Consider the following 18,508-nt stretch of genomic DNA (forward strand, 5'->3'; position numbering starts at 1 on the left):
TTTGATGTATAATAAATTGTCAAATAAGTAAGGTATGATATAATAGTAAAAAGGAACGAAATAGGAGAAGGAGCGTGATTAGTATGGAACATCATATGCGTATCCCTGTTCAAACGAAACAAAATAATTTATCTAACTATGAAGAAATGGCCGCTAACTTTGATTGGAAAGAAGTAGAGTCAGTCTTTACTTGGTCCAAAACTGGTAAAGTGAATGAAGCTTATGAAGCAATTGATCGCCATGTTCATGAGGGAAAAGGAGATCAACTTGCATTATTATATAGCGATGCAAATCGTGAAGAGCGGTATACATATCGCCAAATGATGGAAAAATCGAATCAATTTGGAAGCGTTCTCAGAAGGATCGGGATAACCAAGGGAGATAGAGTATTTATTTTCTTGCCACGTACTCCAGAATTTTATTTTAGTTTTCTCGGAATAGTTAAAATAGGCGCAATTGCCGGTCCTTTATTTGAAGCATTTATGGAAGATGCCGTTCGTGATCGTTTAGATAATAGTGAAGCAATAGCGCTAGTTACAAATAAAGAACTTCTAAAAAGAGTACAAACAGATCAGCTTCCTCACTTAAAGCATATTATTTTAGTAGATGGTCCGGATGAAGAACGAGAGGGTTATTATAATTTTCAAGAAGAAATGGATAAATCTCCGACTACTTTGGACATTGAGTGGATGGATCGAGAAGATCCAATGTTAATCCATTATACTTCTGGTTCTACAGGGAAACCAAAAGGAGTTATTCATGTACACAATGCAATGATTCAACATTATCAAACAGGCAAGTGGGTGTTGGATTTACAAGAAGGGGATACTTATTGGTGTACAGCAGATCCAGGATGGGTGACTGGTACTTCTTATGGAATTTTTGCTCCATGGTTAAATGGAGTAACCAATGTAGTGCGTGGAGGAAGATTTTCTCCAGATGATTGGTATCAAACAATTTCGAAGAATAAGGTAACAGTTTGGTATAGTGCTCCTACTTCATTTCGTATGCTCATGGCTGCGGGAGACGAACTAGTAAGTAAGTATGATTTATCCTCGGTACGACATATCTTAAGTGTTGGAGAGCCACTTAATCCAGAAGTAGTTCGTTGGGGTCTAAAAGTTTATCAAAAGCGAATTCATGATAATTGGTGGATGACCGAAACGGGTGGAATTTTGATTGCTAACTATCCGCAGATGGAAATCAAACCAGGCTCTATGGGTAAACCATTTCCAGGAATCCAAGCAGCGATTCTTGATGACGAAGGAAATGAGTTACCACCTTATCAAATGGGCAACTTGGCAATTAAAACACCGTGGCCATCGATGATGCGATCCATATGGAAAAACCCAGAAAAGTATCGAGAGTATTTTTCATTTACAGGTTGGTATATCTCAGGTGATACCGCCTATCGTGATGAAGATGGGTATTTCTGGTTCCAAGGGCGGATTGATGATGTAATCAATACATCTGGAGAGAGAGTAGGGCCGTTTGAAGTAGAAAGTAAGTTAGTGGAACATCCTGCAGTTGCTGAAGCAGGTGTTATTGGAAAACCAGATCCAGTTCGCGGGCAAATTATCAAGGCTTTTATTGCTTTAAGAGATGGATATAAGCCTTCCGATGAGCTAAAAGAAGAGATTCGTCTATTTGTCAGACATGGATTAGCTGCCCATGCGGCTCCGCGTGAAATTGAATTTAAAGATAAACTACCTAAAACAAGAAGTGGTAAAATTATGCGTCGAGTTCTTAAAGCTTGGGAGTTAGGTCTGCCAACGGGTGATTTGTCTACGATGGAAGATTAAAAGAATGGTCCCTAGTGATCCTAAGACAATCACTAGGGACTTATTCTTAAAAGATATTCTGATTAAGTGGAATCGATTGACATAAAATGTTTATGATGAAGAGCATATTTTGATTAATTGATACTTCTAAATAGCATTATTCAGTTTGCTTTTTTTTATCATCGGGTGTTGGAGCGCTCCGATGACATTCAAAGCATTTATAAGGAACGGAACCCCCTGGATTGGTAAAGCTTGTACCACGTGGAATTCGTTTCGGATCAGCATTGGCAGCTGCTTTAAATAATCTTGCCCATGCTCTATTGGCTAAACTAGTATCTCCAGGTAAGTTATATTCATATCCTGTCCATACACCTAAAGAAATTTCTGGGGTATAGCCAACAAACCATAAGTCGTAGTTATCATTAGAAGTACCTGTTTTGCCTGCAACTTGATAACCACTGGTTGCACTACCGATTTGTCCAGAAGCAGTTCCTGAAGTTACAACAGTACGCAGCATCTGTGTAAGTGCATAAGTAACTTCAGGTTTAAAGACTTGATGGGGCTTGTTGCTTTGATGAAAATCAAAAACTACTTTACCAGTAGAATCTTCGATACGGTTAATAAGATGTGGTTTGTTAAACTGACCATGGTTGGCGATCATTGCATAAGCACCAGTCATTTCAGTCACAGTAAAGCCAACGGTTGCACCACCTAAAACTAAAGATTCACCATCATTTTTGTGGGGTTGCATGCCCATTAATGGTAAATATTTGAATGCCTTTTCTTTACCTAGCTCACGGAAGATTTTAACAGCTGGCAAATTATAAGACCATTGAAGGGCTTTGGTTGCCGAAACGCGTCCATGAAACTTTGTATCTGCATTCTGGTAATATTCAGAGGACCATTCCTTTTTGAGTGGTTCATCAATGATCACAGAATCAGGGGAGAGTATGCCTTCATTCATAGCAGGACCATATGCTAATAAGGGTTTCATAGATGAACCTGTTTGGTTTCTAGCCATAAAAGCATGTTCTTCATTTTCTTCATTCATATTTACACCTGATACAAATGCGAGTATATCTCCTGTTTTATTATCAACCATGGACGCACCGATTTGTTCATGCATTTTCTTTTCTTTATACCAAGCGTATGGATATTGCATGGAATCAGCTGCTTTATTAAGCTCTTCATACAATTTTTTATCGACGGTTGTATAAATCTTATATCCTCCTGATTTAACTTTGCGACGGAAATAGCTTCGATTTTTGTCTTTAAAATCAGGGTCATTTTTATAAAGTTCTTGTAAGATATCTGTTGCTTCATCTTCTACCGTTGTAATAAGGAAAGGATAGGTGTTAAGCGCGTCTTCATTTTTGAAGTCCTCAGGCTTTGCAAGAGAAGCTTTAATATCAAAATGAATGGCTTGGTCATATTGCTGCTTCGTGATTTTCCTCGTTTTTAGCATATTATGTAAGACTATTTTCATTCGTTCTGTACCATTCTTTAGGTTTTCATCTTGTTTTTCTTTTTTGCTAGGGAAAGGAGAATAGGCGATGGGACGTTGCACCATTCCAGCAATATATGCAGCTTGAGCCAATTCAAGGTCTTTGACCTCTTTATTAAAAATTCCACGTGCTGCAGCAGCAACTCCGTATAAATGTTTCCGGTTTGCTCCTTGTCCATAATAAGTACTGTTTAAATATTTGATTAAAATCTCATTTTTACCATAATATTTCTCTAGTCGAACCGCATTTAACATTTCGCGAATTTTTCGTTCCCCTGTCTTAATTCGTTCTCCTAAAATTTCCGAACGGACGAGCTGTTGTGTAATGGTACTGCCGCCAGTAGTTTGTATATCATGTCCTAACAGATTTTGAAGTTGCTCATAAAAGACACGACCTAATGAACGGGGGGAAATACCGAGATGCTTGTAAAATTCCCGGTCTTCTGTTGCGATAAAAGCATTGAGCAAATAAGGACTTACTTCACTTAAACTACGGATTAACTGCCGATCTTGTGCATTATGAAAGCGACCAATAAGCTCTGGTGAATTCTCTTCAGTAGGACGGAAGTAGGCATAACTTGTTTCAGACCAATTGGTAAGATATTTATCATAATCTGCTCGGGTTCGCAATTTTTCATCTTTGGCATAGGCGGAAATATAACCTACCCCAACACCAATAGCACCAACAGCAGTAACTAAAATTAGTACAATCAAAACAAATATAGTTCGAAAAAACCAACGAAATGTCTTTCTAACTAAATTCGGCTTTTTATTTTTCTCTTTTGCCACTCCAGATAACCCCCTTATCACTCAAAATTATATCATAGTTCATGGTTAGTAGGATTTGACATTTACTTGGAAAGATCTAGTGCAAAAAAAAACTCTAGCTAAGTTACGCTAGAGTCTTATAAATCAGAATGGATTTCAATGGAAGGGCGATAATAATTATAAATAGATCCTCATGCTGTTGCTACTTGAAGGGGTACTAGTTACCATCAGGATCTGGATTGTTATCAGGGGGTGGGTTGCTACCAGGAGGTGGGTTGCTACCAGGGGGTGGATTGTTACCAGGGTTTGGATTATTGCCTGGATTTGGGTTCCTGTCTGGATTACGGTCTGGATTATTATTACTATCGTTCTCCTGACGCTTTTTGTTTGGTTTTTTGTTTTGTTCTTTTTTCTTATTTGGTTTTTCTTCTCTCTCTTTCTTTTTCTTGATCTCGAGATAGTTTGGAACGCCACGATTACATTCAAAGCATTGATAAGGAACGGAACCACCTGGATCTTGGAATTGGCTACCTGGTTTTATCAAATCAGGCTTAGCTCTTATAATTGCTTGGAATAATCTACCCCAAGCTATTTTTGAAGAGCTTTCACTCGTAGAGATGTTCACTTGATAACCATCCCATACACCTAGCGAGATTTCTGGTGTGTATCCAATAAACCACGAATCGTGATTCCCAGTACTTGTTCCTGTTTTACCAGCAACTTGATATCCTCCTGTGTAGCCATTAATCATGGTTGCTGTTCCGCCTGTCACGACTTGGCGTAACATCCCGGTAAGTGCATAAGCTACTTCTGGTTTGAAAACACTTTTGGCAGGATGCATTTGTTTAAAGTTGTAGATCTCTTTTCCATCTGCATCAACAATGCGATCGATTAAGTGGGGCTTATTAAACTGACCATTATTAGCAATCATCGCATAGCCTGCAGTCATTTCTGCTGTGGTAAAACCTTCATCAGCTCCACCTAGAGCCATGGTTTCACCATCGTTTTTGGTAGGGAACATACCCATTTGATTTAAGTAGTTAAATGATTTTTCGATACCTACTTTACGAATTAATTTAATAGCAGGTGGGTTAAGTGAGCGCTTTAAAGCTTCGGTAATCGTTAATGATCCATATGTTTCATGATCAGCATTTTTATATGGAATATTCGTACCCGGTTTTTTTAGAGGCTCATCAACGATAATGGATGTAGGAGAGATCAACCCTTCATTCATTGCTGGTCCATAAGCAGCTAGTGGTTTCATGGTAGAACCCGGTTGATTGGTAAAGTCAAGAGCATAGTTGTTTGTATCATGAACTTCCTGGTCGCTCTCTTCTTTTTCTGTCTGGTTACTGCTTACAAAAGAGAGAATGGCTCCTGTCTTATTATCAATCAGGGTAGCACCAACTCGCTCGCGAAAAGACTTACCTTTGTAATAGTTTGTGTTAAAGTCCATATTTTGTGCTGTCTTACTCATCTCTTCATAGAGATTTTTGTCGAGGGTTGTGTAAATTTTAAATCCACCCATACGTACGAGATTACGATATTTATTTTTAGGTAGATCTTTAAAATTAGGATCATCTTTATAAAGCTTCTTTAAAATGGAGATTGCTTCTTCCTCAACTGCTGCGGTGATCATCGGATAACGACTATAAGCATTATCTTTTTTAAAGTCACTTTTCTTAGCAAAGGAGTTTTTGATGTCAAACTGAATCGCTTGATTATATTGGCTCTCGTTAATAAAGCCGAGTTCCAACATATTTTTTAAGACTAGCTGCATCCGATCTGTTCCACGCTTGATATTTTCTTCAGGAGTTCCTTTGGAAGAAAAAGGATTATAGTTGTTTTGTCCTTTTACCATCCCAGCAATATAAGCAGCTTGGGGCAACTCCAAATTTTTAACATCTTTATTAAAAAGGAAACGTGCAGCAGCAGCAACACCGATCATGTTCCGGCCATTGGCACCAGTACCAAACTCAACACTATTCATGTATTTAACTAAAATATCTTCTTTATTATAGTATTTCTCTAATCGGATAGCATTGATCCATTCACGGATTTTCCGTTCTTTGGTTCGGTCTGAGTCCTCAAGAATCTCATTTTTGACCAATTGCTGTGTGATTGTACTTCCACCTGTCGTTACTTCTGCTCCTATAAGCTGTTGCCAAAACGCCCGAGCAGTACCACTATAGGAGATACCGTTATGCTTATAAAAGTCATGATCCTCGATCGCTACAAATGCATTGACCAAGAAGGTGCTGACATCTTTTAAGTGTTTAATCGACTGCTGGTTATTTCCATCTGTCATGGTGCCGATCAGTTCTTCTTGATCACCAGACTTAGCGAAATAAGCATAACTATTCCCGTTGGATTTGCTTAGAAGTCGATCAAACTCAACTTTGGTACGTATGTTTTCATCTTTCGCGATCGCAGAGACGAGACCTATCCCCACACCTGTGGCACCAACTATGCAAGTTAAGCCTGTTATGGAGGCAATAGTAAGACCGCGAAGTGCATTTTTTTTCCATTTATTTTGAACATGAGATTGATACTTATTGTCTTTCATCATGTCTCCAACCCCCTATATACTAAAGAGATTATAACATAGTAGTAAAACAAACCTATTAGTATTTTCTTGTGACAATCATATGAAATTAATATAAAAAAACTCTAGCTAAAAAAGGATTAGCTAGAGTGAGAAAAAGCGAAAATAATTCTCAAGTGGGGGAGGTAAGGTAGGTCGAGGGGGTGGAGTAGGTGACGGAGTTGGTGTTGGTGAAGGATCCAAAGGTTGGGTCGATGGTGGTTCGGATGGATCAGTTGGTAATGGATCGATTATCGGAGGGATACTTGGAATTTCCGGAGGTATCCTTTTCCGTCTCTCTTCTTCCTCTTTTTTCCGTTTTTCCTCTTCTTGGATGCGGTAATATTCAGCTACTTTGCTACATTCAAAGCCGCAGAGTTCAGAACCTAAATGTCCAGGGTTTTTAAAGTGAGTCCCTTTAGGTATTCGATGAGGACTTGCATTGACAGCTGCTCGAAATATATTTAGCCAAGCTCTTTTTACAAAGCTTTCATTATGAGACATGCTAAAGTTATAATCATACCCACCCCAAACTCCTAAGGTAATGTCAGGTGTATAGCCAATAAACCAGATATCTCTATCATCATTGGTTGTTCCAGTCTTACCAGCTAGCTCATAACCAGCAGGGAGATGATTACGGATATAAGTAGCTGTTCCATTTAATACATGTTTGAGGATGGTAGTTGTTTGATATGCTGTCTGAGGTGAAAAAACGCGACGTGGTTGAGACTGGTGTTTCCAGATTATTTTCCCGTCCGCATTGGCGACTTTAGCAATAAGATAGGGATCATTATACTTACCTTGATTTGCAAAAGTTGCGAATGCTGCAGACATTTTTTCAACCGTATATCCTTGTGTAACGCCACCAATAGCAGCAGATTCTCCGTCAAAAGGGTGAGGAGGTAGCCCTAATTTTTGCAGATAACGGAATCCTTTTTGATGACCAAGGGCGTTAAAAGTTTTAATTGCAGGAATATTATAGGACCATTTTAAAGATTCTATCACCGTAACAGGTCCTTTATATAAACCATTTGCATTTTTATAGTAACCAGAACCATCTCGTTTTCTTATTTTTTCATCAATAATCTTGGAGTTGGGAGAGATTAATTTCTCTTCGATGGCAGGTGCAAAGACTAATAATGGCTTAATGGTAGAACCAGGCTGTCTGGGAACATTAAGAGCATGATCCTGTTGATTGATATCAAATTTCTCGCTTCCAGATACAAATCCTAGAACTGCTCCTGTATGGTTATCAATTAAAGTAGCACCTAATTGTTCTTTCGTATTTTTTTCTTTATATTTCCGAGGATTAAAAGTTAGATTTTGTGTAGCTTTTTGATTGATTGCGTTATAAAGTTGCTCATCAATAGTTGTATAGAAATGATAGCCTCCAGTTACCGCTTTTTTCTTATATTCTTCCAAAGTAGATCTGTATTTACCGTTCTTTTTTAGTTCTTTAATATTTAGATGATCCATTTCCATTAAGGTTTCTGCTGCTTGATCTTCAATCGCAAACATGATGAATGGGTAACGTTCGTACCCATCATTGAAGTTTTCTGACTTCGCTAGCGATTTTTTGAGATCATATTTTAAGGCAGAGTTATATTCTTTTTGGTTTATTTTCCCATATTCCAGCATCTTTTGTAAAATTAACTTCATCCGTTTTAATCCACGCTCAAAATTTCTGTGATCTTCGTCAAGTGGGTTTAATGCGTTTGGACGTTGTACCATTCCAGCCATATACGCTGCTTGTGCCAAGTTTAAATGCTTAGCATCTGTGTTAAATAAGCCATGAGCGGCAGCTTCGATTCCATGCATTTTCCGACCATGTGCACCTTTCCCAAAAAATACACTATTTAAATAATAGATTAAGATTTCTTCTTTGGAGTAAAGTTGTTCCATACGTAAGGCAAGAATGATTTCTTTTGCTTTTCGAGAGAAAACTTTGGAACGATCATTGAGAATGATATTTTTGACCAATTGTTGTGTAATGGTACTACCACCAGTAGTTACTTCACTGCTTGTTATCTGTTGGTATGCTGCACGAAGAATGGAACGTAGTACAATGCCATGATGCTCATAAAAATCTCGATCTTCAATCGATATAAAGGCATGAATAAGATAGGGACTTACTTCTTTAAGTGATTTAATCAATTTTCGATTGTTATTATCATAGCGCAACTCTCCGATTTTTACTGGCTTTCCTGAAGCATCTTTATTGGCAAAGTAGGCATAACTTGTTTGGAATAAACCTTTCAGATTTTTATCAAAATCACTTTTGGAAAGGAGATTTTCATCTTTTGCCATCGCCGTAATCATTCCAAATCCAATCCCTACGAAAGCAAAACAGATAAATAGAAATGTTAACAATCCTACAATAAAAGCCTTCCTCATTCGTTTAAATATTCTGTTATTAACTTCGGCCATTTGAGTTATCACCTCACATTCTAGGGTTATATTATCTCAGAATTTATCCTAAAACAAGTCATTTATGATTATTTTTTCCAATCAATAAACCAATTTCGTCTCTAAGAGCATATTGCATTATTCGATCAAAAATCTAGGTTTTTCTTTTCCTAAAAAGGGACAAAAGCGTTTCAAAAGTAAAGTTCTAAAGCAGCATTCAGGAAGCATCAAGGCTAGGAAAGTGAGAAGCGATGAGTGAGTGATGAAGAAGGATGCCTTTCTAATAAAAAAGCTGTTGGTTATATACCAACAGCTGATGGTTCTGTTTATTAACGAGAGTAGAACTCTACGATAAGGGTTTCGTTAATTTCAGATGGCAATTCAGAACGCTCTGGGAAACGGTTGTAGGTACCTTCCATTTTGTTTTCATCAAAGCTGAGGTATTCAGGAAGGTAAGTACGATCTTCCACAGCCTCTTTAACTACTTGTAGGTTACGGCTTTTTTCACGTAAACCGATCACATCGCCAAATTGTACTTGATAAGATGGGCGGTCTACTTTGTGACCATTTACAGTAATGTGACCATGTACAACTAATTGGCGAGCTTGAGCACGAGTCCGAGCAAAACCAAGACGATAAACAAGGTTATCTAAACGGGATTCGAGTAGTTTAAGGAAGTTTTCACCATGAACCCCTTTCATTTTGCCAGAACGCTGAAACAGTTTATGGAATTGTTTTTCACCTAAACCATACATAAAGCGTAGCTTTTGTTTTTCTTGAAGCTGAATACCGTATTCGCTTAATTTTTTGCGGCTTTGGCCGTGTTGTCCAGGAGCGTATGGGCGTTTGCTTAGCTCTTTACCAGTACCAGAAAGAGAGATACCTAGACGACGGCTTAATTTCCAAGTTGGTCCAGTATAACGTGCCATAATTTCCTTTCTCCTTTCATCATTTGCATATTTAGCAAATGACAGGGTGCTGGTTCACTTACTTACCCATCGTCTTCCGGATAGCGACGAAAGACTGGATACCTATGAATTTGGCTCATAGGGGAACCAGTGAGGGTGATCCCTTCACCTATCGTTTGCTTAGCTATCCTCAATTCCCCAAGGAGGCTTTGAGTCATACAAAGCAATATTATACCTGTTTTATAAGGAAAGTCAATGATTAATTAAGGTTACCTTCCACATGAGACACTTACTCGCATTCAATTCTTAGTCGGACAAATAGCAGGGTAGATCGCTATTTGTCTTAGCTGGTTGAACTCGTACATAATAGATAGGCATTCCTCTGCTGGAAAACTTCTCTTCATATTCAGTTGTGATGTTCTCTGTTTGATATGGACTTTGATGTAAATCCAATGACTGCTCAAGTATTTTCCAACCCATTTCTTTAAACTCTTCTAAAGAAAAATCAAACAAGCTATTACTATCGGTTTTTAATATAAGATCACCGTCAGGTGCTAGAATATATTTATAAATTTGAAGAAAGGAGCGATAAGTAAGTCGGCGTTTTGCATGACGCTTTTTAGGCCAAGGATCACTGAAGTGTAAAAATAAACGCTGAACTTCACCACAATCAAATACTTCTGTCAGTTTGCTTACATCAAGCCATAAGTAGCGAATATTCGTATTCTCAGTTGTTTCCCCTTTTCTAACCGCATGTAGCAAGGGCTCTTCAATACGTTCTACACCGATCCAATTAATATCTGGATGTAACGTGGAAGCTTTGGCAAGAAACTGCCCTTTTCCCGTACCTAGCTCAACATAAAGTGGTTGTGGTTTGGGAAAAATGGTTTGCCATTTTCCACGAAGTTGTTCGGGCTCTTGGATGACTAGATGACTTTCTTGTAAATATGGCTTAGCTAGTGGATTTCTTCTTAGGCGCATACCCATTCAACCTCATTTGCTATGTTTTCTAGAAACTATTTTATTACTTTATCGTTCCCATCTATTTCGAATTAAAAGCTGATCTGTATAAAAATCATTTTGTTTATTTAGACCAGACGGCATCAAAGATTCTTTCAAAGTCCTATTATAACTTATGGAATAGTCGTAATGACAAGCCATAGTGTTAATTCCATACAAAAAAGCCCCACACGCTGGGCTCATGTGGGGAAATACACTATTTATTGGGTATGGTTAAAGAAAATAACTGGTTCAAGTTGCTTTCGCTCTTCGTCAGTAAAAACACGTGAGCGTACGATGAAACGAACTCCTAAGGGAATTTCAAGTGAAAAAGACGCTCCCCGTCCTGGGGTTATATCAATAATCAACTGTGTGTGTTGCCAATACATGAACTGGTCATGAGACATATAAAAAGGGCAATCAGCAATCACACCTAAAAGTACATCGCTTGTACCAATCCGAAATTGACCTTTTTTAAAGCACATAGGGGAAGATCCATCACAACAGCCACCGCTTTGATGAAACATCAATTCCCCATGCTTTTCTTGCAATTGTTTAATTATTTTCTGGGCTTCTTCAGTTACCAATACACGTTTTAAAAATTGCACCTCTGATCATTCCCTTTAAGGGATTAAAACAGGCCCGTAGGATTTTTGTCATAAGAAATTAGCATGTTTTTCGTTTGACGATAGTGCTCTAACATCATCTTATGTGTTTCACGACCGATTCCTGACTTTTTATAACCACCAAAAGAAGCATGTGCTGGATATAAATGATAGCAATTGACCCAAACACGTCCTGCTTCTAAGTTTCGTGCCAATTGATATGCTTGATGCATATCACGTGTCCAAAGTCCTGCACCTAAGCCATATAAAGTATCATTGGCGATTTCAAGTAATTCTTTTTCATCTTTAAACGTGGTTACTGAAACGACTGGACCAAAAATTTCTTCTTGGAAGATACGCATTTGATTATTGCCCAAAAATACAGTGGGTTCAATGTAATACCCATCTGGATACTTCTCATTTTTAAATGGCTTTCCTCCAGTAAGACAATTAGCCCCTTCTTCTTTGCCAAGAGAGATATAGTGGAGGATTTTCTCATACTGATCGTTGGAAGCTTGTGCTCCCATCATCGTTGTTGGATCAAGTGGATCTCCTATTTTGATTTTTTGTACTCTATGAAGTGCCCTTTCCATGAACTCATCATAAATAGACTCTTGAATTAGTGCACGAGAAGGGCAAGTACAAACCTCTCCTTGATTAAGTGCAAACATGGTGAAGCCTTCTATTGCTTTATCAAAAAATTCATCATGTTCTTTTAGAACACTTTCAGTAAAGATGTTTGGTGATTTCCCACCAAGTTCCAGTGTCACAGGAATAATATTCTCAGAAGCATATTGCATAATAAGCCGACCTGTGGTGGTTTCACCGGTAAAGGCGATTTTACCAACACGTGGAGAGGTTGCGAGTGGTTGTCCAGCTTCAATCCCAAAGCCATTGACTATATTAAGGACTCCAGGTGGGAGCAAATCAGCGATTAGTTCTGCAAACAAGAGGACAGTAATCGGTGTTTGCTCAGCCGGTTTTAGAACGACACAGTTTCCAGCTGCCAGTGCTGGAGCCAACTTCCATGCAGCCATAAGTAGTGGAAAGTTCCATGGAATAATTTGTCCAACAACTCCGATCGGCTCTTTAATATGAACCGATAGTGTATGTGCATCGATCTCAGAAATGCTTCCTTCTTCTGCACGAATCACTCCAGCAAAATAACGGAAGTGATCTGCTGCAAGCGGAATATCAGCACTAATCGATTCACGAATCGGCTTACCGTTGTCCCAAGTTTCAGACAGGGCAAGTAATTGGCGATTAGCTTCAATTCTTTCAGCAATTTTTAATAGGATTTTGCTCCGTCTAGTTGGTGAAAGCTTTCCCCACTTTTCTTTTGCGGCATGAGCACTGTCTAGAGCTAACTCAATATCTTCTTTTTGCGAACGTGGGACTTTAGTAAAAACGTGTCCATTGACAGGAGAAATCACATCAAAATATTCTCCAGCAACTGGAGGAACCCATTGTCCACCAATAAAATTTTCATACTTGGGCTTATGATGAAGGATACTTCCTTCTGTATTGGGTGCTTTAAAAGGAGTTAACTTTTTACTCATCTGCCTAGTCTGCTACTGATCTCAAACATAGACCAACATGGATGAAATGGGAATTTATTTTCGTCTATGTTTTACGTAGCAGGATGACACCTCCTTAAGTTATAAGTGGGATATGCTTTCACGGATGATATATGCAAGAATGATGCCAATATAAGAGTGCAAATAAAAAAGGAATTCCAAAGAACGAGTATGTTTCAAAAATGTTCCTCTGTTTCAAAATGAAACAAATAGGTGTTCAAATCTACACTAATTACAAAAATGCTTCTAGAAGGCGCTTATGACAATTATTGAATGGACAAATAACATCCGTTATAATCAAAATAGTGCAAAGGGATTTTTGGATTGGGAAATTAAATCAGAATAGTTTTAACATACCAATAGTGCGGAAGGGAGTATTATTCGAATTCGCTTATGAATATGACGAATAAGTCTCTGTTTGTTGCTTCGTCATGGAATCGTAGTAAAGAGTATGGAATCGATCCACAGCAAGCGCGTCATCATCTTCTCGCACGTAGCGAATTACAAGACAGAAAAGATAGAATGAGAGAGTTATTAGAAGCATCTAAAGTTGTATTAGATAGTCTATCTAAGCAATTGAAAGATACGGATACAATGATTGCTTTATCAGATGAAGATGGATATCTGATAGCAAGCTGGGGTCATCCATCTTTTGTGGATCAGTATAAAAAAGGAGTATTTGATTTAGGAACGAATTGGCATGAAGAGACTAAAGGAACAAATGCGATTGGACTCGCATTAATTGAGCAAAAGCCGATGAGTGTTTTGGGAAATCAGCATTACTGCCACGAACATCATTTATTGGGTTGCAGTGCTACTCCACTTTATACATCAACTGGAGAGCTTCTTGGAACACTTGTAATCAGTGGTACAGCTCGTACACATCATGATTACCTTTTACCGTTGATTATTGCAACTGGACAAGCTTGTCAAGCACGACTTCTGTTACACAGTACTGAAAGAGAACTTGTTTTACATTTATGTGAATCTGATTTAATAACAAAAAGTTATTCATACCCACTCATTTCAGTAGATAGCTATGGCGTAATACGCCGAATTAATTATGAAGCAGCCCAACTATTACAACTACCTTTATCAGAATGTATAGGTCAACCGCTCTCCAGATGGATTGGGGAAGAGCAAATGATGTCATTGTTATCAGCTAAACATTCATCAGCAGTACAACTAAATGTAACGAGAAACTTTACCTCTTCCACATCATCAAGTTCTTGGTCTATTCAGCCTGTCTTAGATCGAAGACAACGCTTATTTCGTTTAGTATTAAGCTCCCATCAATTGATACAGGAACCAAAAAATTCTTTTTATAAAGGTAAAGAACTAAAAATGGGCGAAATGGTCATTCAATGTCCACAAGTACAAAAAGTTGTTCGATTTGCTTTACAAGTAGCGAGGACGAATGCCAATATACTAATTTATGGAGAAACTGGTACGGGAAAAGGGCTACTTGCGAAAGAAATTCATCAAGCAAGTGAACGAAAAGGGCCATTTTTGACAATCAATTGCGGGGCAATTCCTGCACAATTGATTGAATCTGAATTATTCGGATACGAAAAAGGAGCTTTTACAGGTGCCAAACATAATGGACATCAAGGGAAGTTTGAAGCGGCAGTAGGAGGAACTTTATTTTTGGATGAAATTGGTGAAATGTCACCAATGGCACAAGTTGCTCTTCTAAAAGTATTAGAGGAAAAAGTGATTACGCGAATTGGTTCCAACCAATCAATCCCTGTAGATGTTCGGATTATTGCAGCGACAAACAAAGATTTAGCCAAGGAAGTAGCAGAAGGTCGATTCCGCAAAGATTTGTATTATCGATTGCGTGAGATAGAACTTACTTTACCAGCGTTAAGAGAACGGACTGATTTGCTCTACTTAATGGAGGATTTTGTGGGACAAATCTCCAAAGAATTACAAATTCGTTTATCGTTGGATTTACTTGCTCAAAAAGCATTATCTGATTATGAATGGCCTGGGAACATCAGAGAGATGCGGCAGGTTATTCGACAGGCTGCTTTTTATGCATATTTTGGACGTGAGTCTACTATTATTACTATGGAAGATTTGTCTTTTTTGGTTATAAAAGAGCCACCACCTATCAAACTTTCATTGACGAGTGTAGAAGAAGAAGTAATTGCTCGTGCTATTCAAATGACGGGTGGTAATTTAACGGCAGCAGCTCGACGATTAGGAATTGGTAGGACTACTTTATATCGAAAGTTATCAAAGTATCCTAATTTGAAATGTTTACGAAATGAGTTGCAGTAAGAGTGTGATCACAAAGTATCATACATGGTTAGGGGGGAGAGGATTGACGACTATTGATTTAATTCGGCATGGCGAAACCGTTTGGAATAGAGAAAAAAGGCTCCAAGGGCATAGTGATGTATTTTTAAGTGAGAGAGGGAAAGAACAAGCGGAAAAACTGGCAGAGTATATGAAAGATATAAGTATTTCCGTGGTCTACTCTAGCGACTTAAGACGGGCTTTGGACACGGCAAAGGCGATTGCAGAGGTACATGCTCTTTCCGTGATTCCTTCTAAAGAGTTACGTGAACGTAATATGGGAGTGTGGGCTGGGAAAACACTCGATGATATACAAAAAAGTTATCTGGATTGGGAGCAAGTAAGGATATCTGGGGGAGCATATGGTATTGAAGAAACCAAAAAATTGAGTCGGAGAGTTTTGAATGAATTGAAAAGGTTAGTAGAACTTCATAAAGGTGAGCACATTTGTGTTGTTAGTCATGGTGGATGCATTAATTCTGTGTTATCAGAAATCACCCAAGGAAAGTACGGAATCGGAAAGTCCATCATTGAAAACACAAGTATTACTCGTTTAAGATTTCATGAGACAGATGGATGGAAGGTTGAATTCGCCAATCTTACCCCACATTTAAAAGAGGAGGGAAAATAGATTCGATTGCAACATTTAACTAGATATTGGTCGCGTCTTGCTTTACTGGGGTTAGTAATCATGGCATTTGCTGCAATTAATCTATTTGCAGAATTAGCAGAGGGAATGGTAGAGAATGAATTGGATTATTTTGATCAGATGTTTCGTCAATGGATCGAGAATTACCAATCCCCAAGTTTGACTTCCTTTTTTACTATAATCACAGAGATGGGTTCCTCATGGTTTATTACGATCTTGACATTGACTACTGCCTTAGCTTTACTCTATAAGCAAAAACGATGGCAAGATGCTGCTGCTTTAATTATTATGGTGGGTACAGGCTCACTATTTACCATCGTATTTAAACACTTATTTCAACGTGAGCGTCCAATGGAAGATCGCCTTATTGATGCCATTGGATATAGCTTTCCAAGTGGTCATTCGGTTGGATCGATGGTGTTTTACGGATTTTTGATCTATCTTTGTATGAAAATACGTTGGTCTCCTCACTGGAAGGCAAGCCTTAGTTTTATACTTGGAGTAATTATTATCTTAGTCGGCTTTAGTCGGATCTATTTGGAAGCTCACTATGTAACAGATGTCATCGCAGGATTTTCACTTGGCTTTTTCTTTCTAGCATTGGGGATCATATGGAACGAATGGTGGTTTCGAAAAAAGAATGAATAAAACTGCTGACCTATGGGCTCAGCAGTTTTTTGCATTGGAAATCCTTTTCCAAAGGAAAGGATACGCTGTAGCTTTTAAACACTTAAATCTTTAAAAGAAAGACAAGAAGAGCGATGTATGAAATCATTCCCCATAACTACTTGTAAGTGGCGGGGCAAAACGGTTAATTGTGTAGGAGTAAATGTATTTTTTTCGCCATCACAATCGATCTTAAGAGAAGGGGACGTAGTAATACGTAGTGATTTAGCTTGAAAGTATAATAGATCTTCTCCATACGGGCGTTGATCGAGTAAGTGTGAAGAGATGATAGCATGGATTGCTTCCAAAGAAGCTTTACGAATGATTAAGACATCAAGATACCCATCTTGCACGGAGGTTCTTGGGAAATAAGTTTCCATTCCACCTACATAAGAACCATTCCCTACAATCATCATGGTGGCGTTGCCACGAAAATAATTACTTTCTGACTCTACTTCTAAGAAAAAAGAGGGGGGCTCTGCAAAAGTTTGAAATGCACTGATATAATAGGCTAAGCGTCCCCAATCTCTTTTGATATCAGGATCAATTCGTTCAGAAACCTGTGTAATAAGCCCAATACCCCAAAAGTTAAGAAAATAATTCCCGTTGTGTTTTCCAACGTCTATATGGGTTGTATTTCTTGCAAGTAACTGTTCAATTGCTTCGTCCGGATCTTGAGATATACAAAGTGTTCGTGAAAAATCGTTACAAGTTCCTCCAGGCAAAATAGCCAAAATAGGTCTATGTTCTAAAGGACATAGTGCATTAATTAATTCATGAACGGTTCCATCTCCACCAACTGAAACAATCATATCAACTTGATGAGCAATTGATTGTACGATTTGCGCTCCGTTCCCTTTACTACTGGTTTTATATAAAATAACTTCATTTATTTGCTTAGATAATGCTTGTTGGATGGATTCTAAACGATGAAGTAAATCTTTATTTCCTGCTACTGGATTAGCGATAATCGCTGCTCGGTTCATACAAATAGCTCCTCCCAGTTTTCAGTCCATGTTCAATTCAAAAATAACGTTTAGTGTTAAGAAAAACAAGCTAAAATTAGACGAGTACATGCATGAATTGATTATATATATTTAGGTCTCTTGATGTTGCATCAAAATTTTACCTTCGTTAATATAAAAAAGAACCGTCTATGGAAAGACTTATGGTATGAAAAGTCTGATACATACTCAAACATTTAAAGCAATAAGCTTTCCAATCTCATCAAACTTATAAAGAGCATATCGTATAAGGACTGACTCTAACAATGTCACTTGAAAAACTCTATAAAGATTTAGAAGATCTGTCACCCGACGAAATAAAAACGACTGAAAAAATGATACAAGCTTTGAAGCGAACTCGTATCAGTCCACTCGCTTATATTGAAGAATTGCTGAGTTTTAAGTATGGAGGTTTTGATGAAGAAAAAAATGCTTACATTCACCAGATGCTAATTACTGATGAACTCAAAAACCGCTATCAGATTTTGCATGGTGGAATCACTTCTACCTTCATCGATACAGCCATGGCATCAACGATTTTTCAAGCGATGGGAGAAGAGATAAAAGTAGTAACTACTGATTTATCCGTTCGATTTTTAGCACCTGCAGTAACAGGATGGTTAACAGCTTATACACAGATAATCAAAAAAGGAAAAACCTTGCTAGTATTAGAAAGCAAATTAGAAGATGAACAAAAAAGCTGGGTTGCTACTGCTTCTTCAACTTTTTTTGTTTTAGAAGGTGAATAAGTTT

The 18,508-nt window shown here is 38.1% G+C and carries 13 protein-coding genes; 5 read left to right on the forward strand and 8 right to left on the reverse strand.

What is annotated here, in order from left to right:
• Nucleotides 1-83: 83 nt before the first annotated feature.
• Nucleotides 84-1,802 (forward strand): acetate--CoA ligase, encoded by a 1,719-nt coding sequence (acsA, locus tag DL897_RS06105; RefSeq protein ID WP_206186496.1) that lies wholly within the window; start codon nt 84-86, stop codon nt 1,800-1,802.
• Between the two features lie 136 nt (nt 1,803-1,938).
• Here acsA and DL897_RS06110 read toward each other — a convergent pair whose 3' ends face one another.
• From DL897_RS06110 to DL897_RS06140, 7 genes are all read right to left on the reverse strand, one after another.
• Nucleotides 1,939-4,074 (reverse strand): transglycosylase domain-containing protein, encoded by a 2,136-nt coding sequence (locus DL897_RS06110; protein ID WP_168188673.1) that lies wholly within the window; start codon nt 4,072-4,074, stop codon nt 1,939-1,941.
• Nucleotides 4,075-4,270: 196 nt separating this feature from the next.
• Nucleotides 4,271-6,622, reverse strand: a complete 2,352-nt coding sequence (locus tag DL897_RS06115; RefSeq protein ID WP_113658265.1) for a transglycosylase domain-containing protein — start codon at nt 6,620-6,622, stop codon at nt 4,271-4,273.
• 120 nt (nt 6,623-6,742) lie between these two features.
• Nucleotides 6,743-9,064, reverse strand: coding sequence for a transglycosylase domain-containing protein (locus DL897_RS06120; protein ID WP_113658266.1), 2,322 nt, complete (start codon nt 9,062-9,064; stop codon nt 6,743-6,745).
• Nucleotides 9,065-9,372: 308 nt separating this feature from the next.
• Nucleotides 9,373-9,972, reverse strand: coding sequence for a 30S ribosomal protein S4 (gene rpsD / locus DL897_RS06125; RefSeq protein WP_113658267.1), 600 nt, complete (start codon nt 9,970-9,972; stop codon nt 9,373-9,375).
• Between the two features lie 285 nt (nt 9,973-10,257).
• Entirely contained in the window at nt 10,258-10,932 is a 675-nt protein-coding gene (trmB, locus tag DL897_RS06130) for a tRNA (guanosine(46)-N7)-methyltransferase TrmB (protein WP_113658268.1), read from the reverse strand.
• A gap of 239 nt (nt 10,933-11,171) precedes the next feature.
• On the reverse strand, nt 11,172-11,558 hold the full coding sequence (locus DL897_RS06135; protein ID WP_206186497.1) for a DUF779 domain-containing protein: 387 nt from the start codon (nt 11,556-11,558) through the stop codon (nt 11,172-11,174).
• Between the two features lie 23 nt (nt 11,559-11,581).
• A complete protein-coding gene (locus DL897_RS06140; RefSeq protein ID WP_113658269.1) occupies nt 11,582-13,114 on the reverse strand; it encodes an aldehyde dehydrogenase family protein in 1,533 nt (510 codons plus the stop codon).
• Between the two features lie 411 nt (nt 13,115-13,525).
• Here DL897_RS06140 and DL897_RS06145 point away from each other — a divergent pair, with 411 nt between their 5' ends.
• From DL897_RS06145 to DL897_RS06155, 3 genes are read left to right on the forward strand one after another with little or no spacing between them, the layout of a single operon-like run.
• Entirely contained in the window at nt 13,526-15,418 is a 1,893-nt protein-coding gene (locus DL897_RS06145; RefSeq protein ID WP_113658270.1) for a sigma-54-dependent Fis family transcriptional regulator, read from the forward strand.
• A 43-nt stretch (nt 15,419-15,461) separates the two neighbouring features.
• Nucleotides 15,462-16,067, forward strand: coding sequence for a histidine phosphatase family protein (locus DL897_RS06150; protein WP_168188674.1), 606 nt, complete (start codon nt 15,462-15,464; stop codon nt 16,065-16,067).
• Nucleotides 16,068-16,073: 6 nt separating this feature from the next.
• Nucleotides 16,074-16,733: a phosphatase PAP2 family protein gene (locus DL897_RS06155; RefSeq protein WP_145962200.1), complete on the forward strand. Its 660-nt coding sequence runs from the start codon at nt 16,074-16,076 to the stop codon at nt 16,731-16,733.
• Nucleotides 16,734-16,807: 74 nt separating this feature from the next.
• Here the strand turns inward: DL897_RS06155 and DL897_RS06160 are convergent, their stop codons facing one another.
• Nucleotides 16,808-17,737 carry a diacylglycerol/lipid kinase family protein gene (locus tag DL897_RS06160; RefSeq protein ID WP_113658273.1) on the reverse strand — a complete coding sequence of 310 codons (930 nt, stop codon included), beginning with the start codon at nt 17,735-17,737 and terminating at the stop codon, nt 16,808-16,810.
• 284 nt (nt 17,738-18,021) lie between these two features.
• On the opposite strand from DL897_RS06160, the gene DL897_RS06165 reads away from it, so the two are divergent.
• The gene (locus tag DL897_RS06165; RefSeq protein WP_113658274.1) at nt 18,022-18,504 is read left to right on the forward strand and encodes a PaaI family thioesterase; all 483 of its coding nucleotides are present in this window, start codon (nt 18,022-18,024) and stop codon (nt 18,502-18,504) included.
• The last annotated feature ends 4 nt before the right edge of the window (nt 18,505-18,508 follow it).

This window comes from Thermoflavimicrobium daqui (genome assembly GCF_003313465.1).
GTDB lineage: Bacteria > Bacillota > Bacilli > Thermoactinomycetales > Thermoactinomycetaceae > Thermoflavimicrobium > Thermoflavimicrobium daqui.

What these genes read in the sequence shown, in the direction of transcription:
- DL897_RS06140 (WP_113658269.1), bottom strand. Translation starts at nt 13,114, where the DNA reads ATGAGTAAAAAGTTAACTCCTTTTAAAGCACCCAATACAGAAGGAAGT.
- DL897_RS06115 (WP_113658265.1), bottom strand. Translation starts at nt 6,622, where the DNA reads ATGATGAAAGACAATAAGTATCAATCTCATGTTCAAAATAAATGGAAA.
- DL897_RS06165 (WP_113658274.1), top strand. Translation starts at nt 18,022, where the DNA reads ATGTCACTTGAAAAACTCTATAAAGATTTAGAAGATCTGTCACCCGAC.
- DL897_RS06120 (WP_113658266.1), bottom strand. Translation starts at nt 9,064, where the DNA reads ATGGCCGAAGTTAATAACAGAATATTTAAACGAATGAGGAAGGCTTTT.
- acsA (WP_206186496.1), top strand. Translation starts at nt 84, where the DNA reads ATGGAACATCATATGCGTATCCCTGTTCAAACGAAACAAAATAATTTA.
- DL897_RS06145 (WP_113658270.1), top strand. Translation starts at nt 13,526, where the DNA reads ATGAATATGACGAATAAGTCTCTGTTTGTTGCTTCGTCATGGAATCGT.
- DL897_RS06160 (WP_113658273.1), bottom strand. Translation starts at nt 17,737, where the DNA reads ATGAACCGAGCAGCGATTATCGCTAATCCAGTAGCAGGAAATAAAGAT.
- trmB (WP_113658268.1), bottom strand. Translation starts at nt 10,932, where the DNA reads ATGCGCCTAAGAAGAAATCCACTAGCTAAGCCATATTTACAAGAAAGT.
- rpsD (WP_113658267.1), bottom strand. Translation starts at nt 9,972, where the DNA reads ATGGCACGTTATACTGGACCAACTTGGAAATTAAGCCGTCGTCTAGGT.